This window comes from Streptomyces sp. NPDC052101 (assembly GCF_040680235.1).
GTDB lineage: Bacteria > Actinomycetota > Actinomycetes > Streptomycetales > Streptomycetaceae > Streptomyces.
Map to the genome: position 1 here is coordinate 47152 of NZ_JBFAWH010000035.1, position 24388 is coordinate 71539.

Sequence of the window (24388 nt, forward strand, 5' to 3'; positions counted from 1 at the left end):
AGCATGGACCACCGTCTCAGCCCCGAGCTGGAGGAACTCCGCCGTACGGTGGAGGAGTTCGCGCACGATGTCGTGGCGCCGAAGATCGGCGACTTCTACGAGCGGCACGAGTTCCCGTACGAGATCGTCCGCGAGATGGGCCGCATGGGCCTGTTCGGGCTGCCGTTCCCGGAGGAGTACGGCGGCATGGGCGGCGACTATCTGGCGCTCGGCATCGCCCTGGAGGAGCTGGCCAGGGTCGACTCGTCCGTGGCGATCACCCTCGAAGCGGGCGTCTCGCTGGGCGCGATGCCGCTGCACCTGTTCGGCACGGAGGAGCAGAAGCGCGAGTGGCTCCCCCGCCTCTGCACGGGCGAGATGCTCGGCGCGTTCGGGCTGACCGAGCCGGACGGCGGCAGCGACGCGGGGGCGACCCGTACGACGGCCCGCCTGGACCCGGACACGAACGAATGGGTGATCAACGGCACGAAGTGCTTCATCACCAACTCCGGTACGGACATCACGGGCCTGGTGACCGTCACCGCCGTGACCGGCCGCAAGCCGGACGGCAGGCCGCAGATCTCGGCGATCATCGTCCCGTCCGGCACGCCGGGCTTCACGGTGGCCGCGCCCTATTCGAAGGTCGGCTGGAACGCCTCCGACACCCGCGAGCTGTCGTTCGCCGACGTCCGGGTCCCCGCCGCGAACCTGCTGGGCGAGGAGGGCCGGGGCTACGCCCAGTTCCTGCGCATCCTCGACGAGGGCCGTATCGCCATCGCGGCGCTCGCGACGGGCCTGGCGCAGGGCTGTGTCGACGAGTCGGTGAAGTACGCGAAGGAGCGCCACGCCTTCGGCCGCCCCATCGGCGCCAACCAGGCCATCCAGTTCAAGATCGCCGACATGGAGATGAAGGCCCACACGGCCCGCCTGGCCTGGCGCGACGCGGCGTCCCGCCTGGTCGCGGGCGAGCCCTTCAAGAAGGAGGCGGCCCTGGCCAAGCTCTACTCCTCCACCGTCGCCGTCGACAACGCGCGCGACGCCACCCAGATCCACGGCGGCTACGGCTTCATGAACGAGTACCCGGTGGCCCGCATGTGGCGCGACTCCAAGATCCTGGAGATCGGCGAGGGCACGAGCGAGGTCCAGCGGATGCTGATCGCACGGGAGTTGGGGCTGGTGAGCTGAGCTGGAGCGGTCATGGCGCCGTAGCCGTGCGGGCCGGTGTCCGGTCAGGCGGCGTCGAGGGCTTCGGTGATCTTGCGGTCGCCGGCGCCGGCCCTCGACGGACATCACCGGATCGGTGACGGTCACGGCGGTCACCGGCCGCAAGCCGAACGGCACGCCACGAAATCCCCCGCCTGGACGGAGGCGGGGGATTTCGGTGCATCTGTCAGGCGTCCGGTCGGGAGACGTCCTGGATACGGCCGTCAGTCGCCGGGGTGAGTGTCTTCCGGGCGGTGACGTAGTCCAGGAGGTCCGCGGCCATCAGGTTGCGGCTGGCGCCCTGCCCGTCGGCCAGCATCGTGTACCCGTCGCCACCGGCGTTGGTGAAGTTATTGGTGGCCGCCGTGTACGTGGTGGCGTCGTTCGCCACCGGCGTGCCGTCGTCGAGCGTCACCGACTGGACGCGGGACCCGGCGGGCTGGGCGGAGTCGTAGGTGAACCGCAGCCCTGAGACCTGCAGGAAGCCGCCGAAGGTGCCGGGTGCCTTGCTGACGCTGTGTTCCAGCACCGCCCACAGCTGTGCACCCGTCAGCGTCCGCGTGAGCGACTGGTTGCCGAACGGCAGTACCGAGTACGCGTCACCCGTCACCAGGTCGTACGGCGGACCGGCGGCATAGCCCGACGAAGGACGCCTGAGCGATGTGTCGGCCGGCAGATACCCCGAGGGAAGCGCCGCGCGGATCCCGCCGCCGTTGGTGAAGGCGACCTGCGTCTTGTAGGTGGCCCGCAGCGCATCGGCGGTCAGGTCGCCCAGAGCCGTCTCCCGGCCCCGCACATCGCTCTCCTCGTTCCCGAACAGCCCCGTCGCCGTTCCCACCGTGCTGTCGTAGCGCTTCGCCATCTCCTCGCGGTAGGGCTTCAGCATCGCCACCACGTCCGGATCCGGCTGTACCGCACCGCTGACCGGCACGACGAATTCGGAGGCGGCGTTCACGACCCGGCCGCCGCGACGGCGGTCGTAGGTCAGCGTGGTACGCGCATAGGTGGCGCCCTTGCTCCGGTTCTCCAGCACCAGGGCGCCGTTGATCCGGCCCTGGTACTGCACGTCGGTGTGGTCGCCCAGGACCAGATCGAAGCCGTGGACGCGCTGCGCGAAATCCGTCAGCGGCCCCGTCGGGTCGCCCGACTGGTCGGTGCCTTCGATACCGAGGTGGCCGAGGGCGATGAACACCCTGGCGCCGTGCCGGGCCGCCTCCGTGCGCGCTCGCATGGCCGCGGCCGCCGGGTCGGTGACCGTCATCGTGCCGAGGTTTCCCGGCGCCACCAGAGTGGGGGCCTCGGGATTGGTCACGCCGATGATCGCGACCTTCACGCCGTCGACGTTCTTGATGGCGTAGGGGCTGACACCGCTCAGGTTGTCGTCCAGGCGCCTCAGGTTCGCCGACACGTACGGGAATCGCGCGTCGTCGATCTGCGTCTGCAGGTGCTCCAGGCCCTTGTCGAAGTTGTGGTTGCCGAACGTGTCGGCGTCGAAGCCGGCGTAGTTCATGAACCGGATCGTGGGCGTGTCGTCGAAGAAGCCGGAAATGGGCGCGCTCGCGCCGACCGCGTCCCCGGCGGTCAGCAGCAGCGTGTCGGGGTTCTTCTGACGGTCGGCCCTCCAGTAAGAGCTGAGCGCCGCCGCACCGCCCACATCACCGACGCCGTGCACGTTGAGCGGGTCGAGCTGACCGTGGAAATCGGAGACGTTGAGCACCTGAATGTCGACGACATCGCTTCGGCGCGGGTTCCCGGGACGGCCGTCATACGGCGACCAGGCCGATGCGGGCAGGGCCCCGGAAACGGCCGCTGTCGCCGTGACCAGTGCGACCAGCCCGAAACGGGATGGGGATCTCATGGTTCTCCTGCGGAGGTGTGTCGCGCCGTCGGCACCGTAGCCGGAACGAGTGAACGGCAGGGGGACATTCGCGGGCGCAGCGGTGGCACTTGGGCCCACGAGACATACCGCTAAGGCAGGGGCAGGCCGGCGGAGAGGGCACCGGTGATGCGGGCCGTGTGCCGGTAGGCCCGCTCGGCGGCGGCCAGGGCGCGGGTCTGGGCGGACGGGTCGGTGAGGGCCTCGTTCAGCCGGGTGGTGAACCGGGTCCAGCGGGCCCGGTCACCGCTGGCGTAGTAGGCGGTGCCGTCGGTGCCGTGCAGGCCGTAGGCGCCGGTGACGTACCGGCTCAGGTAGCGCGCGCCGAGGGTGGAGCCCTCCAGGACGTACAGGAAGCCGAGCAGCGAGAGCGGGCTGGCGACCGCGGCCGTGCGGATCTCGCCCGCGAAGGCCACCGCCGCTGCGGCCGGCCAGCGGACCGGGGTGGCGCCGCGCACCGCGAAATGGCGCAGATCGCGCTGGATCAGAGAGACCTTCCGCAGGTCCTCCGCCGCCCACAGCCCGGCCACCGCGGGGTCGGTGGCGCGGTCGAGTTCCGTCTCCAGGGCGCTCAGCACCACCCGGTAGGCGGCGAGTTGGGCCACATAGCGGTTGAGGGGGAGGGTCCCGGCGAGCAGCGCGGTGGCGAAACCGGTGGCCTCCAGGGCGTCGTGCCAGGCCCGGGTGCCGGTGCGGAGGTGGTCGACCGCTGTCGCCGTCATACGCCGCTCCGCTGCCGGAGGGTGTCGTGGAGCCGGTCGATGAGGTGGCCCTTGCGCTCGATGGTGATGTCGAAGTAGGCGGCGCTCTCCGCCGAGCGGCACACCCGGTGCACGGCCTCCTTCGCGACACGCTTGCGCTCGGCCGCCTCGGCCGCGAGGGCGAGCAGCGTCCGGTCGAGTCCGGGGTGGCCGAGGACGTACGAGCGCAGCCGCTCGCCGGACAGGTCAGGGCGGGCGTCGGGCGGTGCGGAGTCGAGGAGTTCCAGCAGGACGCGGTTGCTCAGTGCGTCGAAGTCCTCGTGGGTGTTGGCGCCGCCGAGTTCCGGCACGAAGTCGGTGACGTCGTTGAACAGCTGGCTGGCGAGCCCGAGTTGGCGCATCGCCTCCTGAAGGGCGGCCCGTTCGTCGGCGACGACGTGGAGGGCGGCCAGTGCCGCGTCGAGCGGCATCCGGAACAGCGTGCCCGTCTTGAGCGCGGCCATCGACTCCCAGAAGCCGATCCGTTCCGGGTACGACGCCTCGGTCAGGTCGGTGCGGGTGCGGTCCGAGCGGGTCGCGATGTCGACGGCCTGCCCGGTGAACCCGTTCGCCACCGCCGCGAGCAGGCTCTCCACGACGGCCGGGTCGGCCGCGTGCGCCAGTGCGGCCGCGATCAGCCAGGAGCCGGTGTTGACGGCGAGCGGGACGCCGTGGGTGAGGTGCAGCGCGGGTTCGCCGTAGCGGACGGCGCTGCCGTCCTGGATGTCGTCGAGCACGACCGCGGCCTTCAGCAGCACCCGCACGGCGACGGCGGCCCGGCGGACGGCGGCGAGGGCGTCGTCCCCGGCGTCGGCCGCGGAGGGGCCGGAGACGGCGTCGAAGCCCCGGTAGTTGCGGTATGCCCAGTACACCATCGAGGGTCGCAGCGGCGCCCCGCCCCCGGGAGCCCCGGGGTGCGGCCGCAGCGCCTCCTGCCCGGCCTTGGAGCCGACGGCGTCGGCGACCGGCAGACGCAACGCGCGGTCGAGTGCCGCGCCATAGGCCGAGCCGGATCCCAAAGTGACGGATCCCGGAGTGCCGGATCCCGAAGTGACGGATCCCGAAGTGCCGGGTGGCCCGCCGGTCAGCGACCCGAGGAACCGGGCCAGATCCGCCTCCAGCAGCGCGGCGTCCGCACGGACGACGCCCTCCACCGCGCTCATGTCTCCACCCACCGCTGCGGCCACTCCTGCCCCGTACTCGGTCGTCATCGAACAGCTCTCGTCGTGCGGCTCAACATAACCGCGCGTGATCGCAACAACCAGGCGGGAAAAGGGGCGTTGAGGGGCGGGTACGCGATGAATGGCCGGTTCCGCTCCCCTGTGCGGGGTGCGCCGGATCGCCCCCACCCTGGACATTAGATGAGGTTAGGCTAACCTACCTTGGAACCTGTCCGGCGGGCCCTCCGCCCCGTTCGAAAGCAGCCATACCCATGTCCCAAGCCCGTGCCACCCACCCCACTCGCCGCGGACTGCTCTCCGCGGGCGGCGCCCTCGGACTCGGCGCCGCGCTCGCCGCCTGCGGGGACGGCAAAGGCAAAGACAGTGGCTCCGGCACGGCGGCCAAGTCCGGCAAGTCCGGCCCCTGGTCGTTCAAGGACGACCGGGGTACGGCCGTGAAGCTGGACAAGGTCCCGGCGAGCATCGTCGCCTTCACCGGCGTCGGCGCGGCCCTCTACGACTACGGCGTACAGGTCAAGGGCGTCTTCGGACCGACGAGGACCAGCGCAGGCAAGCCCGATGTCCAGGCCGGCGACATGGACATCAGCAAGGTGACGGTCCTCGGCAACGCCTGGGGCCAGTTCAACCTGGAGAAGTACGCGTCCCTCGCGCCGGACGTGCTGATCACCACGATGTTCGACGGCGCCGGGACGCTCTGGTACGTCCCCGAGGAGTCGAAGAAGAAGATCGCGCAGCTCGCGCCGAGCGTCGGCATCTCCGTCTACGACCGCCAGCTCACCGGGCCGCTGCAGCGGATGTGGGACCTCGCGCAGTCGCTCGGCGGCGACATGAAGGCCGCCAAGGTGACGGACGCGAAGAAGCGGTTCGAGGCCGCGGCCGCCCGGCTGCGCGCCGCCGCCAAGGCCAAGCCCGGCATCAAGGTGATGGCCGGCAGCGCGAGCGACCAGCTCTTCTACGTCTCCGGCACCCACCTCTCCGCCGACCTGGAGTACTTCAAGGCACTCGGCGTCAACTTCGTGGAGCCGCCGGAGAGCGCGAAGAAGCAGGGCGGCGGCTGGTACGAGTCGCTGAGCTGGGAGAACGTCGACAAGTACCAGGCCGACATCATCATGATGGACGACCGCTCCTCCGCGCTCCAGCCCGCCGACATCACCAAGCCGACCTGGAAGAAGCTGCCCGCGGTGAAGGCGGGTCAGGTCATCGCCCGCTCCCCCGAGCCGATCCTGTCGTACGACAAGTGCGTACCCCTGCTGACGTCTCTGGCCGAGGCCCTGGAGAAGGCCAGGAAGGTCAGCTGACCCACCCCGGCAGAGCCCTGCCGCAGCGCCGAGAAAGTCCTGAATCCCACCCCCCTTCAGGAGTCACCATGACGACGGCCGTAGCCGCCCCGTTCCGCTTCTTCTCCTTGCAGGTCGTACGGACGAGGCGGCTGGGGCCGTCTCTCGTCCGGGTCACGTTCGGCGGGGCCGATCTGCGGGCCTTCCACTCCGACGGCCGCGACCAGTCCCTGTCGCTGTTCCTGCCGCATCCAGGCCAGCCCGAGCCCGTGGTACCGCTGGAGCTGGGCGACGGCTGGTGGCAGGGCTGGCGGGAACTGCCGGACGACATACGGGCGGTGATGCGCTCGTACACCCTGCGCGCCCTGCGCCGGGACGCCCTGGGCCACACCGCCGAGATCGACATCGACTTCGTCCTGCACGGCATCGAACCCGGTGACGCGACCACCGCCGGCCCGGCCTCCCGCTGGGCCTCCCGGGCCGCCGCCGGCGACCGCGTCCTGCTGCTCGGGCCCGCCCTCGCCGACAACCGCGCGATCCGCTTCCGTCCGACGAAGGACACCGATCTCGTCGTGCTGTGGGGCGACGAGACGGCCGTACCGGCCGCGACCGCGATCCTGGAGTCCCTCCCCGCCGGCACCCGCGTCCACGCCTGGCTGGAGGTGCCGCACGCCGGCGACATCCAGGACATCGCGACGGACGCGGACGCGGAGATCACCTGGCTCGTCCGGCACGACGGCGCCCCCATGGCCGTCGACGCCGTACGGGCCGCCCGACTCCCCCTGGCCGAGCGGCCGTACGTGTGGATCGCGGGCGAGTCGGGGCAGGTCAAGGCGTTGCGGCGGCACTTCGTGGGCGAGCGCGGGGTGGACCGGCGGCGGGTGGCGTTCGTCGGGTACTGGCGGCAGGGGATGACCGAGGAAGAGCTGCGGGCCGCGGAGTAACCCGGCCTGGCGTGACGCCGGTCACGGGTCAGGCATGCCTTGATCCAAGAAACTTAGGTTAGGCTAACCTAAGTAGAACGGAGCCCGTTCAAACCCCCGCACGGACTGTCCCCTCGGAGGACCCTCACATGCGCTCGCACCTGCTCAATGGCCTGACCGCGGAGCACTACCGCAGCTCCGTGACCGAAGGAGTCGAGCGGGTGGCGGCCAAACTCGCCACCACCGACCGTCCGTTCACCGGCGTCACCGTCGACGCCCTCACCCCCCGCGTCGACGCCATCGACCTGGACCGCCCGCTCGGCGACACCGCCGCCGTCCTGGACGAGCTGGAGGACGTCTACCTCAAGGACGCGGTCTACTTCCACCACCCCCGCTACCTCGCCCACCTCAACTGCCCGGTCGTCATCCCGGCGGTGCTCGGCGAGGCCGTACTCTCCGCCGTCAACTCCTCCCTCGACACCTGGGACCAGTCGGCCGGCGGCACCCTCATCGAGCGCAGGCTCATCGACTGGACGGCCCGGCGGATCGGCCTCGGCCCCGCCGCCGACGGCGTGTTCACCTCCGGCGGCACGCAGTCCAACCTGCAGGCCCTGCTGCTCGCCAGGGAGGAGGCGAAGACCGACAGCCTCGCCGAGCTGCGGATCTTCGCCTCCGAGGCCAGCCACTTCAGCGTGCAGAAGTCTGCGAAACTGCTCGGTCTCGGCCAGGAGTCCGTGGTCGCCGTCCCCGTCGACCACAACAAGCGCCTGCAGACCGTCGCCCTCGCCCGCGAGCTGGAGCGCTGCCGGCGCGACGGCCTGGTCCCCATGGCCGTCGTCGCCACCGCCGGCACCACCGACTTCGGCTCCATCGACCCGCTCCCGGAGATCGCCGAGCTGTGCGCGCAGTACGGCGTGTGGATGCACGTCGACGCCGCCTACGGCTGCGGGCTGCTCGCCTCGCTGAAGTACCGGGACCGCCTCGCCGGCATCGACCGCGCCGACTCGGTCACGGTCGACTACCACAAGTCCTTCTTCCAGCCGGTGAGTTCGTCCGCCCTACTGGTCCGGGACGCGGCCACCCTGCGCCACGCCACCTACCACGCGGACTATCTCAACCCGCGCCGCATGGTGCAGGAACGTATCCCCAACCAGGTCGACAAGTCCCTGCAGACCACCCGCCGCTTCGACGCCCTCAAGCTCTGGATGACCCTTCGGGTGATGGGCGCCGACGGCATCGGCGCGCTCTTCGACGAGGTCTGCGACCTCGCGGCCGAGGGCTGGAAGCTGCTGGCGGCCGACCCGCGCTACGACGTCGTCGTCGAGCCGACCCTCTCCACCCTCGTCTTCCGCTACATCCCGGCGGCCGTCACCGACCCGGCCGAGACCGACCGCGCCAACCTCTACGCCCGCAAGGCCCTGTTCGCCTCCGGCGACGCCGTGGTCGCGGGTACCAAGGCCAACGGCCGCCACTACCTGAAGTTCACCCTGCTCAACCCCGAGACGACGCCGGCCGACATCGCCGCCGTCCTCGACCTGATCGCCGGCCATGCCGAGCAGTACCTGGGAGAGTCCCTTGACCGCGCTTCCTGAAGCCAGCCGCACCTATGACTTCGTGGGGATCGGGCTCGGCCCCTTCAACCTCGGCCTCGCCTGCCTGACCGAGCCGATCGCCGCACTGGACGGCGTCTTCCTCGACTCCAAGCCCGACTTCGAGTGGCACGCCGGCATGTTCCTGGACGGCGCCCATCTGCAGACCCCGTTCATGTCGGACCTGGTCACCCTCGCCGACCCCACCTCGCCGTACTCCTTCCTCAACTACCTGAAGGAGAAGGGCAGGCTGTACCCGTTCTACATCCGCGAGAACTTCTATCCGCTGCGGGTCGAGTACGACGACTACTGCCGCTGGGCGGCGGGCAAGCTCAGCAGCGTCCGCTTCGGCACGACCGTCACCGAGGTGACGTACGAGGACGAGGACGAGGTGTACGTCGTCCGCACCGAGCGCGGCCAGACGTACCGCGGCCGGCGTCTGGTCCTCGGCACGGGCACCGTCCCCTTCGTCCCGCGGGCCTGCCGGGGGCTCGGCGGCGACTTCGTGCACAACTCCCAGTACATGCACCGCAAGGCGGAGCTGCAGGCGAAGAAGTCCATCACGATCGTCGGCAGCGGCCAGAGCGCGGCCGAGATCTATTACGAGCTGCTCGCCGAGATCGACTCCCACGGCTACCAGCTCAACTGGGTCACCCGCTCCCCGCGGTTCTTCCCGCTGGAGTACACCAAGCTGACCCTGGAGATGACGTCCCCGGACTACATCGACTACTTCCGCGCGCTGCCCGAGGAGACCCGCTACCGGCTGGAGAAGCAGCAGAAGGGCCTGTTCAAGGGCATCAACTCGGATCTGATCGACTCGATCTTCGACCTGCTCTACCAGAAGCACGTCGAGAGCGGCGACCGCCCGGTCCCCACCCGCCTGCTCACCAACTCCAGCCTGACCAGCGCCCGTTACGACGCCGACGGCGGCTACACCCTCGGCTTCCACCAGGACGAGCAGGACAAGGACTTCGAGATCGGCACCGAGGGCCTGCTGCTGGCCACCGGCTACCACTACGAGCCCCCGGCCTTCCTCGCCCCGATCCGCGACCGTCTGCTCTTCGACGGCCACGGCCGCTTCGACGTCGCCCGCAACTACGCCGTCGACGTCACCGGCCGCGGCGTCTTCCTGCAGAACGCCGGCGTCCACACCCACAGCATCACCAGCCCCGACCTGGGCATGGGCGCCTACCGCAACTCGTACATCATCCGCGAGCTGCTCGGCACCGAGTACTACCCGGTCGAGAAGACCATCGCATTCCAGGAGTTCGCCGTATGACCTTCGCCTTCCGTGACGTCGACCCGTTGCAGGACGCCGAGCTGCTGCGCTCCTGGCTCACCCACCCCAAGGCCGCCTTCTGGATGATGCAGGACGCCAGACTGGAGGACATCGAGCGCGCGTACATGGAGATCGCGGCGGACCCCCACCAGCACGCGCTGCTCGGCCTGCGGGACGGCGCTCCCGCCTTCCTCATGGAGCAGTACGACCCCGCGCACCGGGAGCTGGTCGGCCTGTACGAGCCGCAGCCCGGCGACATCGGCATGCACTTCCTCACCCCGGCGACCGACACCCCCGTGCACGGCTTCACCAGGTCCGTCATCACCGCCGTGATGGCCCGCCTCTTCGAGGACCCGGCGGTGCGCCGGGTCGTCGTCGAGCCGGACGTGGCCAACACGGCCGTGCACGCCCTGAACGAGGCCGTCGGATTCGTGCCCGAGCGGGAGATCCAGAAGCCGGAGAAGCCGGCCCTGCTGAGCTTCTGCACCCGCGAGCAGTTCCTCGCCGCGACAGGGGTGGCCGCATGACCCTCGCCGACACCGTCGCCCATCTGTCCCCCGAGCGCTGGGCGACCGCCAACCGGCTGCTCATACGCAAGGCGCTCGCCGAGTTCGCCCACGAGCGCCTGATCACTCCAGAGCGGGAGGGAGACGGGTACGCCGTCCGCGGCGACGACGGCCTGACCGCCTACCGGTTCTCCGCCGTCCGGCGCGCCCTCGACCACTGGCAGATCGACGCCGACTCGATCACCCGGCACCGCGAAGGCACCGAACTCCCGCTCGCCGCCCTGGACTTCTTCATCGAGCTGAAGACAGCCCTGGGCCTGAGCGACGAGATCCTGCCGGTCTATCTGGAGGAGATCTCCTCCACCCTCTCCGGCACCTGCTACAAGCTCACCAAGCCCCGCGTCACCTCCGCGGAGCTTGCGGGCAGCGGCTTCCAGGCGATCGAGACCGGGATGACCGAGGGCCACCCCTGCTTCGTCGCGAACAACGGGCGGCTCGGGTTCGGCATCCACGAGTACCTGTCGTACGCGCCGGAGACCGCGAGCCCCATCCGGCTGGTGTGGCTGGCGGCGCACCGCTCCCGGGCCGCGTTCACGGCGGGCGTCGGGATCGAGTACGAGGACTTCGTCCGCCAGGAGCTGGGAGCGGACACGGTCGACCGGTTCCACGGGAAACTGTCCGCCCAGGATCTCGACCCCGCCGACTACCTCCTCATCCCGGTCCACCCCTGGCAGTGGTGGAACAAGCTCTCCGTCACCTTCGCGGCCGAGGTGGCCCGCCGGCACCTGGTCTGCCTCGGCGAGGGCGAGGACGAGTACCTGGCCCAGCAATCGATCCGCACCTTCTTCAACACCTCCCATCCGCAGAAGCACTATGTGAAGACGGCCCTGTCCGTGCTCAACATGGGCTTCATGCGCGGTCTTTCGGCCGCCTACATGGAGGCCACGCCCGCCATCAACGACTGGCTGGCCCAGCTGATCGACAACGACCCGGTGCTGAAGTCGACGGGCCTGACGATCATCCGGGAGCGCGCGGCCGTCGGCTACCGGCACCTGGAGTACGAGCAGGCCACCGACCGCTACTCGCCGTACCGCAAGATGCTGGCCGCGCTGTGGCGGGAGAGCCCCGTGTCCTCCCTCCAGGACGGCGAGTCGCTCGCGACGATGGCCTCCCTGCTGCACCTGGACCACACGGACGCCTCCTTCGCGGGCGCGCTGATCGAGCGGTCCGGGCTCACCCCGGTGCAATGGCTGCGCCACTACCTCCAGGCGTACTACACCCCGCTCCTCCACAGCTTCTACGCCTACGACCTGGCGTTCATGCCGCACGGCGAGAACGTCATCCTGGTCCTGAAGGACGGCGTGGTGCAGCGCGCGATCTACAAGGACATCGCCGAGGAGATCGTGGTGATGGACCCGGACGCGGTGCTGCCGCCGGAGGTGCAGCGGATCGCGGTCGACGTCCCCGAGGACCAGAAGCTGCTGTCGATCTTCACGGACGTCTTCGACTGCTTCTTCCGCTTCCTCGCCGCGCACCTCGCCGCCGAGGGCATCCTGGAGGAGGACGCCTTCTGGCGCACGGTCGCGGAGATCACCCGCGAATACCAGGAGGCCCACCCCGAACTGGCCGACCGGTTCCGCCAGTACGACATGTTCACCCCCGAGTTCGCCCTGTCCTGCCTCAACCGCCTCCAGCTCCGCGACAACCGCCAGATGGTGGACCTGTCGGATCCGTCGGGCGCCCTCCAGCTGGTCGGAACCCTGGAGAACCCCATCGCGGGGTTCTGACCCAGACCGAAGGGCTCCCCGCAGTACGGTCCTGCGGGGAGCCCTTCGGCATGCGATCTGTCGAACTGCCGTACAGTCCACCGGCCGTCTGGGGCCCTCCTCCCCGGCACCGGTGGAATTGCGCGCAACCGCGCCCACGGGACCGGAGCGCGCAATCCGCGGCAACCGTCGGGCAGCACCGTGCCATCCCGCGCATTCTGGGAGCCCAACCAACACGGAGGCGGAGGACGAGATGGTGCTCAGGTTCATCGGAACGACCAGCGACGAAGGCGACTGCCCGACCTTGTACGAGATCGAGGACACCGACGAGATCCTCGTCCAGGGCGACCGCGAGACCGAACCCGAGCACCTGACGCAGCTGCGGGACGTAAAGCCCTCGGAGACGTTCGTACGCGTCCCCCGCAGCCTGCTCACCCGGTACGCGCCCAGGACCAAGGCGCCCCAGCTGCAGCCGTTCTCCTCGATCTCCCACCTGTTCCGCGAATTTCGGCACACCGCATGGCGGTTGGAGACCCGCAGCGGATACGCCTCCGACCGGCGCAGCCCCAAGTGGGCGCGCTGGCAGGCCGGCGAGGACATCGCCAGCGAAGCCAGCGCGTGGCTGGAGAACGTCGCCGAGCAGACAGCCACCGGGAAACGGTTCGAGCGCGTGCGCCTGGTCGACGTCCCGCCCACCGAGGGACAGCGGTTCCTGCTCGCCAGCGCGCCGGGCAACGTCACCGTCGGCGAGGACATCCGCAACCTGACCCGCGCCCGGGCCAAGCAGCTGCGCCTGCCCGACTACGACTTCTGGCTGTTCGACTCCGAGATCGTGGCCCGGTTCGCGTTCGACGAGAACGACACCACCCTCGGCGTGTACGTAACCGAGGACCCCGCCGAGGTGCTCGCCGCCTGCCAGGCCCGCGACGCCGCCTGGCACCACGCCGTGCCTACGCAGGAGTTCGCGCGGCAGGTAGCTTCGACTGTGTGACCACCGACTTCCAGACGGCCCGTGAAGCCCTCGGTGCCCGGCTGCGCGAGCTGCGCACCGAGGCCGGGCTGGAAGGCAAAGACCTCGCCGCGCGCCTCGGCTGGCAGACCTCGAAGGTCAGCCGCATGCAGAACGGCAAGCAGACTCCCACTCGCGACGACCTGAGCGCGTGGGCGCGCGCCCTCGACCGGCCGGGCGTCGAGGCCGAACTGCACGGTTTGCTGGCGGGCCTGGATATGAAGCAGCGCAACCGATCATGGCGCAAGCAGCTCGCTGGCGGGCTCCGCGGACGGCAGGAGATTGCGGTCCGGCTGACCGAGAACACGAGGCAGATCCGCGGTCTCGAGGTCTCCCGGATACCCGGCCTGTTTCAGACGCCGGAGTACGCGCGCGCCGTGTTCGACTCGCTCGCCGAGTTCCGGGGGATCCCGGCGACTACTGATGCGGCTGTTGAGCAACGTATGCGCAGGCAAGAGGCGCTCTACGACCCGGAGAAGACGTTCCGCTTCATCCTTTGTGAGGCCGCCCTGCATCACAGGCCTTGCCCCGTCGATGTGATGGCCGAACAGCTGGATCGCCTCTACAACCTCGTCGGGCAGAAGCGCGTCGAACTCGGGATCATCCCGTTCGGTGCGCAACTGCGCCGCACTGCCCCGCACGCGTTCTGGATCTACGACCGTCGCCTCGTCATCGTCGAGACGATCAGCGAGGAACTGTGGCTCACCGGCGGCGAGGACGTTGAGCTGTACGAGCGGGCGTGGCAGTGGCTTAGCGAGTCCGCCGAGTACGGGCCGCCGGCTCGGCGTCTGATAGGCCGTGCACGGGCCTCTTTGGACCTGTCGTAGGCAATCCCCCGCAAGCCTTTCAACAGCGCGCGCAATCCCGCGCAATCGGCGCACAGACCCGCAATCGCCCTGCATATGGTCGGGTCATGGCCCACCCGATGCACTTCGCCGCACAGTACGCGGCCGGGGATACGTGGCTCGCCGAATGCAGCGAACACCCTGTCCCCGTCCGCGCAGCATGGGATGAGGAAGACCTGGCCCTCATCGCCTCCGATGCTCACTGGCTCGTCGCCGAGTCCAGCCTCACCAAGGGGTGGCTGGCGGCCTCCCGCCTCCGTAACTCGCCGCACGGGCCTGTGCTCGCCGATCCCGACGCGAACGCCATGTACTGGCTGGTCGCGCCGGACTCCGTCGAGGAACTCGCGAAGGTACGCCACCTGGTCGTGCATCCCGCCGGCTGGTCGTTGTCCTGTCCCCCGACGGGCCGGCAGGTGGACGGCCGGTTCTGGCTGTGGCGCCCCGACGGCTCAGGCCGGCTCAACGACCCCGCGCTCATGGCCGCCGCGTTCGGCCGCTGCGGCTACGACTCTGAAGCGGAGGCCCGCGCATGACGACCGCCGAGAGCAGAGCCCTGGTCGACGTCCCGGCCGAGCTCCTGCCGCTCATCCCCGTGCCGCCTCTGAACGTCCTGCCCGACGCTCGCGCGCGCGGTGCCGAATGCGTGTGGGGCGGCGAGCCGCTATCCACCGCGACGGCCATTGACCTCGGCGAGCGTGAGACCGACGGCGTCCACCGGTTCCCGCGCGCCTGCCGGTCCTGCACCCTGCGCGCCGTGCTGGCCGCGCGCAGGTCCCACCACCCTGGCCAGTGTGAGCAGTGCGTGGACGACACTGCCCTCTGCGAGACGCGACGCGCCCTGCACACCCTCGCACTGGAGCTACGCCGATGATCTGGCGCGCTGTGGTCGGTCGGCCCACCGAGGGCGAGCGGGGGGAGAGGTCAACGCCGACACGGGCACAGGGGCGAGCAGCCCGTCTACGTCTGCCCCACTCCCTGCCGGTCGTACCACGGCAGACGTACCCGCGTCAGCGCTGACAGCGTTCTTGGACGGCGGCCTCGCCGACCTCCTCGTGCAGGAGAGGCCGCAGGGTTCGCCGCCGGTGCTCCGCGTCCGGGCGGCGGACTCGCCTCACAAGGTCGGTCACTGACCAGCCCGGACCGGCGAATCCCGCGAAGACCACCGGTTCGGGCCGCCATCCCATCCGCAACCAGCGAAGGAGACGCCCGTGAGCGTGCCCCTGCCCGGTCCCGGCCCCATGCCACCGCCTGGACCCGGCCCGAAACCCCCGGCCCTCGCACGCATGCTCATCACCGATGAGCGGTTCACCAGCTGCCGCGAGACGGTGATGGGCGCCAACCCAGACATGGCCGAAGGACTGGCCGGTCGGATCGTCGAGGAGGCCGTCAAGTTCGTGGCGGCCTGCTCGGCGAACCCCGGCGTCGGTCTCGCACCGTCGCGGATCGTGGACGAGGGCTGGCACGCGCTGATCCTGCACACCGCCATGTACGCCGACCTGTGCGAGCGGCTTGGCGGTGCGTTCGTCCACCACTACCCGGGCTACGACCCCACCAACTACGACCCGCCCATCCTGGACCGCACCCGCGAGAAGATCGCCGAACTGGGCTGGACCGCCGACCCTGAGCTGTGGGGGCCGCCGTCCGACGAAACCCTCGTGTCCGTCGCGGCGAAGTGCCAGCACGCCCCAGAGTGCACGATCGTCATCACCCCTCGGCCGAAGCCGGGCGGTGTGGTCTAGCCTCCCGGGTGAGAGGAGGCCGCATGTCCGAATGGATCGACCAGCGGTACGCGGACCTGGTGAAGGCGTGGAAGCGCGCGCAGCAGCCGGACTCGCGGGACCCAGCACCTCCGCCACGGCGTGGATTCATCGTGCCGCCGAGCAGTGACGGGCGCTGACCTCAAGACGCCCGTCCCGTTGGAGGACCGGAGGCCTCCCGGGGCGGGCTCCAAGACACTCGTCGCGACCAGCCGTTGGGAAAGGTCCGGGCCATGGCTCTCGGCGAGGCACGTAGCTCTTCTAGCCCACCCACCCCCGCAACAACCCCTCCCGCTCCGCCCTCCGAGGCGACCCGCCTTCCCATGTGCGGCCCCACTCCGACATCGTCGCCAGCGTCGTCGCCATCGTCGCGGCGCCCTCCGTGAGGCGGGACAGGAGAGCGCGGGAGAGGTCGACCTCCGTCTGGGAGTAGCCGCCTGCCGCGGCGACGTACGCCGACAACTCGTGGTCACCGTCGGTTGATTCCACGCACACCGTCATCATCGGTGGGTCCTCTCCCGTCAGGCCGACACCCCCGGACAGAGCCACGTCCAGCACCATGCCCAGAGCCAGGTCCTTGACGACGCCGGCCTGCCGCTTCAGGGACTTCACGGGGGCGTCCGCCACCGTCAGGGTATGCACGTCCTCCCACAGGTAGAGGCCGGACTGTCTGTCGCCGAGGGCCACCACGCCCTCGGGGGTCAGACGTACCCCGGGAGCCAGACCGGACGGCTTCGCACCCACGTACACGTCGCTCCCGACGATCCAGAACAGCCCCACCATGGCCATGGGTCTACTCACTCCTCCGACGACGGCACCGCCGTCGTGCGACACATCAAACGATCAAGTCGTCCTCCGCAACGCACCATCGGGCCGGGGAGTTCCCGCCTCGCCGCCCTGCCTCAAGGCACAGGTACAGCCAGCGGCGGCCCCGGGTTCTGACGCGAAGATGGGCACGAGACGGACAGGCACCCCGGAGTACGGTCCTCCGGGGTGCCCATCGGTATATGGCCGAGCGGTGGTGGCAGTCAAAGGCACGCTCGTCAGAATGTCCCCGGTGTCACGGAACTGCCCGCCCCCCGCTTACGGGTTGGCTGACGGAACAGACCGCGTGTGCCGACAGCCAGCGTCCACACCAGGAGGGGAAATACCGCGACCCGTTCCATTCCTCCCATGCCCAGTCCCAGGTAGTGGCGGGAAAGGAAGAGCCCGAAAGCCGCGATCGCCGTGATTCCGAGCAGGCCGGCGGCCCGGCGCAGGGAATCCGGAATATCGTTGGACAGGCCGATTCCCGCCAGCACAAGGCCGATGTTGCCCGCTCCCATGATGAGCAGGGCACCCAGGACGTGCTGGTTCTCGTGGACGTCCGCGGGCGCCAGCCCGGCGAGCACGAATCCCAGACCGGCACCGGCCAGGAGAATCCGAGCCACAGTGGCAGTCACGTCTCGGCGCCACGCGGGGCCGGTCAGGACGGCGCCGACGACGAGTAGCGTTCCCAGGGCGATGAACGAGACGTTCATAAGGCCGTGTTCGGGCGAACAGATATACCGTGGCTCGGGTTCCCGCTGCACGGCACAGTGAGCGTTTCCTAAGTCACTGATGTTGTTCCGCGCCCAACTGTACGGTCGCGCCCAGGCTGATTCCGCGATCCCGTGGATCACGAAGAACTGCGCCGCACCCGCGGTCCACGCGGCATATCCGATCCGAGCCTTCACCTGTCCGCCTTCTGTCGCACGATTCCCGTACGAGCCAGCGGATCATGCGGCGCCGGTCTCAGGCACTCCGGCGAGCCCCCGAAGCGGGATGGGGCAGACCCTACGAACGGGCGCGTCCGTGGGCACCCCGGAGTGCCGTCCTCCGGGGTGCCCGTCGGTATGGGGTCAGGCGTTCATGGTCAGCTTGTCGGCCAGGGGACCTGGGGCGACCTGTAGTAACCGATCCCCAGGGCCTCCCAGCGCGGTGCCTGGGCGGCCAGCCGCACCTTGTACGCGTCCCAGTCGTGCGTGGCCGCCGGGGACCAGCCCAGTTCGGCCGCGCCCGGGAGGCGGGGGAACGCCATGTAGTCGATGTCGGCGTTCGTCTTCAGGGTCTCGGACCACAGGGGTGCCTCCACGCCCCGGACGGCGGAGGCCGGGGCGCCGGGAAGGTAGGCGCCCGGATTCCAGTCGTACGACCGCTGCACCTCGACCAGGCCCGCCCAGTCCAGGCCCAGCTTGGTGTCCTTGGTGTACTTCATGTCGAGGTAGATCCGGTCGGCCGGGGACAGGATCAGCCCGGTGCCGTTCTGGGCGGCCTTGACGACCTGGGCCTTGTCGGCCGCGCTGGTGCTGTCCAGGCCCCAGTACTGGGCGATCGCGCCCTTGGCCGGGTGGGCGCCGGTGAGCTGATGCCAGCCGATGACCGTCTTGCCGTACTTGGCGACGATCGGCTGCACGCGGTCCATGAAGGTCACGTAGTCGGTGTGGCTGGTGGAGTGGGCCTCGTCACCTCCTATGTGGAGGTAGCGGCCGGGGGTGAGGGCGGCCAGCTCACGGACGACGTCGTCCACGAAGTCGTACGTCGCCTGCTTCGGCACGCACAGCGAGCTGAAGCCGACCTGCGTGCCGGTGTACAGCGGGGGCGCCTGGCCGTTGCAGTTGAGCTGGGCGTAGGAGGCGAGGGCCGCGTTGGAGTGGCCGGGCATGTCCACCTCGGGGACGACCTCCAGATAGCGGGAGGCGGCGTAGGAGACGATCTCCCGGTACTCGTCCTTGGTGTAGTAGCCGCCCTTGCCGCCGCCGACCTCGGTGGAACCGCCGTAGGTGGCCAGGCGCGGCCAGGAGTCTATGGCGATGCGCCAGCCCTGGTCGTCGCTGAGGTGCAGATGCAGCTCGTTGATCTTGTACAGGGCGAGCTGGTCGATGTACCGCTCGACCTGGTCGACGGTGAAGAAGTGCCGGGAGACGTCCAGCATGGCGCCCCGGTAGGAGTAGCGGGGGCGGTCCTCGATGGTGCCGCCGGCGATCTGCCAGGGGCCGCTCTGCGCGGTCTTCTTCTCCACGGCCGCCGGGAGGAGCTGGCGCAGGGTCTGGACGCCGTGGAAGAGGCCGGCGGGGGCGCTCGCGGTGATGGTGACACCGCTCGCGTCGCTGTGCAGCCGGTAGCCCTCGGCGCCGAAGTCGCCCTGGGCCAGGTGGAGTCGGATTCCTCCGCCGCCGTGGTCGGTCAGCGGCAGGGGATAGCCGGTGGAGGGCCGCAGGATGCCCGTGAGGTAGGTGCCGATGCGGCGGACGGCGGCGGAGGCGTCGACGTGGACGGCGGTCGCGCGGGTGATGCGGTACGGGGTGCCACCCGTCCGGACGGAGGCGGGGGCCGGGATCACCCGGTCCAGCGGGGTGGGGGCGGCCGCCTGTGCCGTGGGGGCCGCGCCGAGGGTGAAGACCCCGGCCGCCGCCAGCAGCAGCAGTGATCCGAGGATGCGAGGGGCTCGGGGAGTCGTGCTGTGGTTCCGTCTCACATGCGCTCCCTTCAGATGTCGGTGACCGTCGGACGCGGTGACGGCCACGTGTCGTGACTGTCTGTCAGACATGGTCGAGACCACTCTCCCGCAGATCCGGTGAAACAATCCCTCCATGGCGGAAATCATCCAGAAGGACGGCACCTGGGCGTTCGACGGCGATGCCCTGCGGCTCACCCCGGGCCGGGACAAGAACGTGAGCCTGCTCCGCCGCGAGCTGGGCGAACTCGTCGTCCCCCTGGGGGCGTTGGCCGGTGTCTCCTTCGAGCAGGGCCGGAAGTCGGGGCGGCTGAGGCTGCGGCTGCGCGACGGTGCCGATCCGCTGACGCAGGCCACCGGCGGCCGGCTGGCCGAGCCGAACGACCCGTATCAGCTGACGGTGGAGTCCGACCGGTACGGCGTCGCCGAGTACTTCGCCGACGAGGTGCGCAACGCTCTGCTCCTGGACGGGGTCTCCCCCGATCCGGTCACCGAGTATCTGCTGCCGGGGCCCTCACTGCCGGTGTCCGCCTCCGCCGGGGACGGCACGGCGGGCTTCGACGGGGAGCGGGTGCGGCTGGAGTGGAACTGGAAGACGGAGGACGCCAAGGCCGCCACCGGCCCCCGCACGATCCGCCTCGCGGACGTCCTCGGCGTGCAGTGGCAGCCGGCGGCGGGGCTGGAGAACGGCCATCTGCGGTTCCTGGTGCGCGGCGCCCCGGTGACGGCACCGCCCAAGTACGACCCGAACGCGGTCGAGCTGTGGGGCTTCAAGAAGGACCAGCTGATGGCGCTGGTGGCCGCCGCCGTCCAGGCCCGGCTGCCGCATCCGGCGGCGCAGCCGGACGTACCCGGCGAGCCGCCGCAGCTCACCAAGGAGCCGGAGCCCGCCGGGAGCGACCATGACGCCCTGCTGCGCCGGCTGCGCGAGCTGGGCGGACTGCACCGCGACGGGATCCTGACGGACGAGGAGTTCACCCTGGCCAAGCAGGCGGTCCTCAAGCGGATGTGAGGACCGCCGGGCCTGGTCTCGGGGGCCTACTTCGCCGTGCGGGACACCGTGAAGTGGTCGATGCGGTCGCCGGTCTCGGCGATGCCCGACACCGTCAGCGTGGTCTGCCGGCCCTTCGGGGCGGGGGTGACGTCCACGCGCAGGAAGGAGTAGTTGAGGTAGCGCACCCGGGACCAGGTGACGGTCTCGTTGACCTTGCCGTCCTTGGTGTTGATGAAGGACGCGACCGAATCGACCTCATGCTCGTGGCCCTCGTAGGAGTCCGGGGCGCTGAACGCGTACAGGCTGCGGCCCGCCGCGCCGGCGGTGACGTAGACCACGCCCTCGGTCTCGGGGTAGGCGGTGCCGCCGATCGGGAGCTTCTTGGTGACGGCGCCGGCCTTGATGACGTCGGTGCGCTCGTACTGGTGGTTGTGGCCGTTGATGACCAGGTCCACCTGGTACTTCTCGAACAGCGGCACCCACTCCTGGCGCACGCCCCCCTCCGAGGCGTGCGCGGTGGAGGTGCAGTACGCGCAGTGGTGGAAGAACACGACGATGAAGTCGATGTCGTCGCAGGCCCGGAACTTCTTCAGCTGGCCCTCGAACCACGTGGTCTGGGTTCCGCCCGAGATGCCCAGGTTCGCGGGGATCTCGAAGGAGATGTCGTTGGGGTCCAGCGAGATGATCGCGGTGTTGCCGTGGACGAAGGAGTAGACGCCGGGCAGGTTCTTCGCGTCCGGGCCGTTGTCCGGGAGGGTCCAGCGGGCCTCCTCGCCGCCGTAGCCGTTGGGCGAGTACCAGGCCTCCATGTCGTGGTTGCCGTAGGAGACCATCCACGGGACCTGCTTGGCGACCGACTCGGTCTGGTACAGGAACTGGTCCCAGGTGCGCGAGTCGAAGCCGGTGTCCGTGGTCTTGCCCTGGCCGGACGGGTCGCCGTAGGCGATGTCGCCGGCGTGCAGGTGGAAGACCGGGTTCTGGCCGAGGATCAGGGCGTTGTTGGCCAGCCCGTGGTAGCCGACACCCTCGTCGCCGAAGGCGGTGAAGGTGAACGGCGCCTTGTGGGCGGGGGCGGTGGTGAAGGTGCCCAGGGTGCCGAGCAGGTGCCGCTCGGCCGGGTCGAAGCCGTCGTGGCCGACGCCGTAGTAGTAGGTCCTGCCGGGGCGCAGACGGGTGAGCTGGGCGTGCAGGTAGTACTGCGTGTGGTCGCCGCTCGCGCCGACGCCGGCCGGCGTGTAGAGGCTGCGGACCTCGGCCTCTATCTTGCGGGAGAGGTCCCAGGGATGGGCGCCGATCCGGATGAACGGGTTCTTCACGGCGACGGGGACCTGCCAGGAGACGGTCATCTCCGTGCGCGGGTCGTTGCCGTAGGCGAGGTGGCGGCCGAAGGGGGCGACGAGGGCGCCGTCGACGGTCTCGGCGGCGGGGGCGGTACCCTGCGTCGGCACCGCCGCCTGGGCGGTGGCGCCCGGCACGAACGCGCCACCCGTGACGGCGCCCAGCGTGACGGCGCCGCCTCTGATCATGGTGCGCCGCGAGAATCTGGCGCGCAGGTACTCATGCTGCTCGGCCATGCTCATGCGCTCGGCCAGCTTCTCGGGTACTCCCATACGAGGAATGTCCATGGCGCCTGAAAATGGTCCACATCTCCAACGAGACGCAAGACACAGGATGGACAGCGGGCGAACAGAGATCCACTAGCGCGACAACAGGGGCGTTGCCCGATATCGGGCAGGATTCTTGCGAATCCGGCGCCGGTACCTCAGGATCTACCGGGTGCACGACGAACTCGTTGATCATCTGACGCGGTCCACGCCCCTGAGCCGGGGCGAGGCGCTGCGGGTGGTCCAGGACGTGCTCGCTTATTTCGACGAGTCGACGGAGGGCTACGTCCGTCGCCGCCACCGCGAGCTGCAGACCCAGGGCCTGCTGAACGCGGAGATCTTCGAACGGATCGAGGCGGACCTGAAATACCGTGCGGTGGCACCGCCCGAGCTGACGCTCAGGCAGCTGCGCCGCATCGTCTACGGCTAGGAATACCTATATATGTGCGGAATTGTCGGATACATCGGGAAGCGTGACGTCGCCCCTCTCCTCCTGGAGGGCCTGCAGCGGCTGGAGTACCGCGGCTACGACTCCGCGGGCATCGTCGTCAGCTCCCCGAAGGCGCCCGGTCTGAAGATGGTCAAGGCCAAGGGCCGGGTGCGCGACCTGGAGGCCAAGGTCCCGGCGCGCTTCAAGGGCACCACCGGCATCGCCCACACCCGCTGGGCCACCCACGGCGCCCCCTCCGACGTCAACGCCCACCCGCACATGTCGGCCGACAGCAAGGTCGCCGTCGTGCACAACGGCATCATCGACAACGCCGCCGACCTGCGCCGCAAGCTGGAGGCGGACGGCGTCGAGTTCCTCTCCGAGACGGACACCGAGGTCCTCACCCACCTCATCGCCCGCTCCACGGCCGAGAAGCTGGAGGACAAGGTCCGCCAGGCGGTCCGGGTGATCGAGGGCACGTACGGCATCGCCGTGCTGCACGCCGACTTCCCCGACCGGATCGTGGTGGCCCGCAACGGCTCCCCGGTCGTCCTCGGCATCGGCGAGAAGGAGATGTTCGTCGCCTCCGACATCGCCGCCCTCGTCATGCACACCCGCCAGATAGTGACGCTGGACGACGGCGAGATGGCCACCCTGAAGGCCGACGACTTCCGCACCTACACCACCGAGGGCACGCGCACCACCGCCGAGCCCACGACCGTGGAGTGGGAGGCCGAGTCGTACGACATGGGCGGCCACGACACCTACATGCACAAGGAGATCTTCGAGCAGGCCGACGCCGTGGACCGCGTGCTGCGCGGCCGCATCGACGACCGCTTCTCCACCGTGCACCTCGGCGGCCTCAACCTGGACGCCCGTGAGGCCCGGCAGATCCGCCGCGTGAAGATCCTCGGCTGCGGCACCTCGTACCACGCGGGCATGATCGGCGCCCAGATGATCGAGGAGCTGGCCCGCATCCCCGCCGACGCCGAGCCGGCCTCCGAGTTCCGCTACCGCAACGCGGTCGTCGACCCCGACACCCTCTACGTCGCCGTCTCCCAGTCCGGTGAGACCTATGACGTCCTCGCCGCCGTCCAGGAGCTGAAGCGCAAGGGCGCCAAGGTCTTCGGCGTCGTCAACGTCGTCGGCTCGGCGATCGCGCGCGAGGCGGACGCCGGGATCTACGTCCACGCGGGCCCCGAGGTCTGCGTGGTCTCGACGAAGTGCTTCACCAACATGACGGTGGCCTTCGCCCTCCTCGCCCTCCACCTCGGCCGCACCCGTGACCTCTCGGTCCGCGACGGCAAGCGGATCATCGCGGGCCTGCGCAAGCTGCCGGAGCAGATCACCGAGATCCTCAAGCAGGAGGAGCAGATCAAGGAGCTGGCCGAGCTGTACGCCGACGCCCGCTCGATGCTCTTCATCGGCCGCGTCCGGGGCTACCCGGTGGCCCGCGAGGCCTCCCTGAAGCTCAAGGAGGTCTCCTACATCCACGCCGAGGCCTACCCCGCCTCCGAGCTGAAGCACGGCCCCCTGGCCCTGATCGAGCCGGCTCTCCCCACGGTCGCGATCGTCCCCGACGACGACCTGCTGGAGAAGAACCGCGCCGCCCTGGAGGAGATCAAGGCCCGCAGCGGCAAGATCCTGGCGGTGGCCCACCAGAACCAGGACAAGGCGGACCAGACGATCGTCGTCCCGAAGAACGAGGACGAACTGGACCCCATCCTGATGGGCATCCCCCTCCAGCTCCTCGCCTACCACACGGCCAAGGCCCTGGGCCGGGACATCGACAAGCCGCGGAACCTGGCGAAGTCGGTGACGGTGGAGTAGGCCGCGCCCCGAAGGGGCGCGGGGGACAGGGCGGGCAACCACCACGCGCCGGCACAGGCACCACAACAAAAACGACCCCCCCCAGCGCCCCCCAGGCACCAGGGGAGTACGGAAGAGCGGCGGGT

Annotated in this window: 23 protein-coding genes; 16 read left to right on the forward strand and 7 right to left on the reverse strand. The window is 69.8% G+C overall.

The annotated features are described in order from the left end of the window. Positions 1-3 precede the first annotated feature (3 nt). Positions 4-1164 carry an acyl-CoA dehydrogenase family protein gene (locus AB0L75_RS37035; protein WP_365190341.1) on the forward strand — a complete coding sequence of 387 codons (1161 nt, stop codon included), beginning with the start codon at positions 4-6 and terminating at the stop codon, positions 1162-1164. A gap of 205 nt (positions 1165-1369) precedes the next feature. Here AB0L75_RS37035 and AB0L75_RS37040 read toward each other — a convergent pair whose 3' ends face one another. The 3 genes from AB0L75_RS37040 to AB0L75_RS37050 form a co-directional block, all read right to left on the reverse strand. Beyond that, positions 1370-3040: a 5'-nucleotidase C-terminal domain-containing protein gene (locus tag AB0L75_RS37040; RefSeq protein ID WP_365190344.1), complete on the reverse strand. Its 1671-nt coding sequence runs from the start codon at positions 3038-3040 to the stop codon at positions 1370-1372. Positions 3041-3150: 110 nt separating this feature from the next. Continuing rightward, a complete protein-coding gene (locus AB0L75_RS37045) occupies positions 3151-3780 on the reverse strand; it encodes a biliverdin-producing heme oxygenase (protein ID WP_365190347.1) in 630 nt (209 codons plus the stop codon). Further along, the gene (locus AB0L75_RS37050; protein ID WP_365190349.1) at positions 3777-4961 is read right to left on the reverse strand and encodes a polyprenyl synthetase family protein; all 1185 of its coding nucleotides are present in this window, start codon (positions 4959-4961) and stop codon (positions 3777-3779) included. The genes AB0L75_RS37045 and AB0L75_RS37050 overlap by 4 nt, the downstream gene beginning before the upstream one ends. A 269-nt stretch (positions 4962-5230) precedes the next feature. Here AB0L75_RS37050 and AB0L75_RS37055 point away from each other — a divergent pair, with 269 nt between their 5' ends. From AB0L75_RS37055 to AB0L75_RS37110, 12 genes are all read left to right on the forward strand, one after another. Next, a complete protein-coding gene (locus AB0L75_RS37055) occupies positions 5231-6277 on the forward strand; it encodes an ABC transporter substrate-binding protein (RefSeq protein ID WP_365190351.1) in 1047 nt (348 codons plus the stop codon). A 68-nt stretch (positions 6278-6345) separates the two neighbouring features. Beyond that, positions 6346-7200, forward strand: a complete 855-nt coding sequence (locus tag AB0L75_RS37060) for a siderophore-interacting protein (RefSeq protein WP_365190353.1) — start codon at positions 6346-6348, stop codon at positions 7198-7200. 128 nt (positions 7201-7328) lie between these two features. Further along, complete coding sequence (gene desA, locus AB0L75_RS37065) at positions 7329-8771, forward strand: lysine decarboxylase DesA (RefSeq protein ID WP_365190356.1); 1443 nt, start codon at positions 7329-7331, stop codon at positions 8769-8771. Beyond that, entirely contained in the window at positions 8755-10047 is a 1293-nt protein-coding gene (locus tag AB0L75_RS37070) for a lysine N(6)-hydroxylase/L-ornithine N(5)-oxygenase family protein (RefSeq protein WP_365190358.1), read from the forward strand. Before desA ends, AB0L75_RS37070 begins: the two co-directional genes overlap by 17 nt. Continuing rightward, positions 10044-10574, forward strand: coding sequence for a GNAT family N-acetyltransferase (locus AB0L75_RS37075; RefSeq protein WP_365190359.1), 531 nt, complete (start codon positions 10044-10046; stop codon positions 10572-10574). The genes AB0L75_RS37070 and AB0L75_RS37075 overlap by 4 nt, the downstream gene beginning before the upstream one ends. Further along, a complete protein-coding gene (locus tag AB0L75_RS37080; RefSeq protein ID WP_365190362.1) occupies positions 10571-12340 on the forward strand; it encodes an IucA/IucC family siderophore biosynthesis protein in 1770 nt (589 codons plus the stop codon). Before AB0L75_RS37075 ends, AB0L75_RS37080 begins: the two co-directional genes overlap by 4 nt. A 232-nt stretch (positions 12341-12572) precedes the next feature. Then, positions 12573-13310 carry a DUF6879 family protein gene (locus AB0L75_RS37085; protein WP_365190364.1) on the forward strand — a complete coding sequence of 246 codons (738 nt, stop codon included), beginning with the start codon at positions 12573-12575 and terminating at the stop codon, positions 13308-13310. Beyond that, positions 13307-14155, forward strand: coding sequence for a helix-turn-helix transcriptional regulator (locus AB0L75_RS37090; RefSeq protein WP_365190366.1), 849 nt, complete (start codon positions 13307-13309; stop codon positions 14153-14155). Before AB0L75_RS37085 ends, AB0L75_RS37090 begins: the two co-directional genes overlap by 4 nt. A gap of 86 nt (positions 14156-14241) precedes the next feature. Beyond that, entirely contained in the window at positions 14242-14706 is a 465-nt protein-coding gene (locus AB0L75_RS37095; protein WP_365190367.1) for a hypothetical protein, read from the forward strand. Then, the gene (locus tag AB0L75_RS37100) at positions 14703-15044 is read left to right on the forward strand and encodes a hypothetical protein (protein WP_365190369.1); all 342 of its coding nucleotides are present in this window, start codon (positions 14703-14705) and stop codon (positions 15042-15044) included. The genes AB0L75_RS37095 and AB0L75_RS37100 overlap by 4 nt, the downstream gene beginning before the upstream one ends. Before the next feature lie 367 nt (positions 15045-15411). Next, on the forward strand, positions 15412-15912 hold the full coding sequence (locus AB0L75_RS37105; RefSeq protein ID WP_365190389.1) for a hypothetical protein: 501 nt from the start codon (positions 15412-15414) through the stop codon (positions 15910-15912). 23 nt (positions 15913-15935) lie between these two features. Beyond that, the gene (locus AB0L75_RS37110; RefSeq protein ID WP_365190372.1) at positions 15936-16070 is read left to right on the forward strand and encodes a hypothetical protein; all 135 of its coding nucleotides are present in this window, start codon (positions 15936-15938) and stop codon (positions 16068-16070) included. Between the two features lie 121 nt (positions 16071-16191). Here the strand turns inward: AB0L75_RS37110 and AB0L75_RS37115 are convergent, their stop codons facing one another. The 3 genes from AB0L75_RS37115 to AB0L75_RS37125 all read right to left on the reverse strand — a co-directional run bounded on the left by AB0L75_RS37115 (position 16192) and on the right by AB0L75_RS37125 (position 19426). Further along, complete coding sequence (locus tag AB0L75_RS37115) at positions 16192-16719, reverse strand: hypothetical protein (RefSeq protein WP_365190374.1); 528 nt, start codon at positions 16717-16719, stop codon at positions 16192-16194. 254 nt (positions 16720-16973) lie between these two features. Then, entirely contained in the window at positions 16974-17645 is a 672-nt protein-coding gene (locus AB0L75_RS37120; RefSeq protein ID WP_365190376.1) for a DUF998 domain-containing protein, read from the reverse strand. Positions 17646-17824: 179 nt separating this feature from the next. Next, positions 17825-19426 carry a beta-N-acetylhexosaminidase gene (locus tag AB0L75_RS37125; protein WP_365190378.1) on the reverse strand — a complete coding sequence of 534 codons (1602 nt, stop codon included), beginning with the start codon at positions 19424-19426 and terminating at the stop codon, positions 17825-17827. 115 nt (positions 19427-19541) lie between these two features. Between AB0L75_RS37125 and AB0L75_RS37130 the strand changes: the two genes are divergently transcribed. After that, positions 19542-20417 carry a DUF4429 domain-containing protein gene (locus tag AB0L75_RS37130; protein WP_365190381.1) on the forward strand — a complete coding sequence of 292 codons (876 nt, stop codon included), beginning with the start codon at positions 19542-19544 and terminating at the stop codon, positions 20415-20417. Between the two features lie 26 nt (positions 20418-20443). Here the strand turns inward: AB0L75_RS37130 and AB0L75_RS37135 are convergent, their stop codons facing one another. Next, positions 20444-22009 carry a metallophosphoesterase family protein gene (locus AB0L75_RS37135; protein ID WP_365190383.1) on the reverse strand — a complete coding sequence of 522 codons (1566 nt, stop codon included), beginning with the start codon at positions 22007-22009 and terminating at the stop codon, positions 20444-20446. Positions 22010-22175: 166 nt separating this feature from the next. On the opposite strand from AB0L75_RS37135, the gene AB0L75_RS37140 reads away from it, so the two are divergent. Together AB0L75_RS37140 and glmS are read left to right on the forward strand one after the other, a co-directional pair. After that, positions 22176-22433: a hypothetical protein gene (locus AB0L75_RS37140; protein WP_365190385.1), complete on the forward strand. Its 258-nt coding sequence runs from the start codon at positions 22176-22178 to the stop codon at positions 22431-22433. A 12-nt stretch (positions 22434-22445) separates the two neighbouring features. Beyond that, positions 22446-24263: a glutamine--fructose-6-phosphate transaminase (isomerizing) gene (gene glmS, locus AB0L75_RS37145; protein ID WP_365190388.1), complete on the forward strand. Its 1818-nt coding sequence runs from the start codon at positions 22446-22448 to the stop codon at positions 24261-24263. Positions 24264-24388 lie beyond the last annotated feature (125 nt).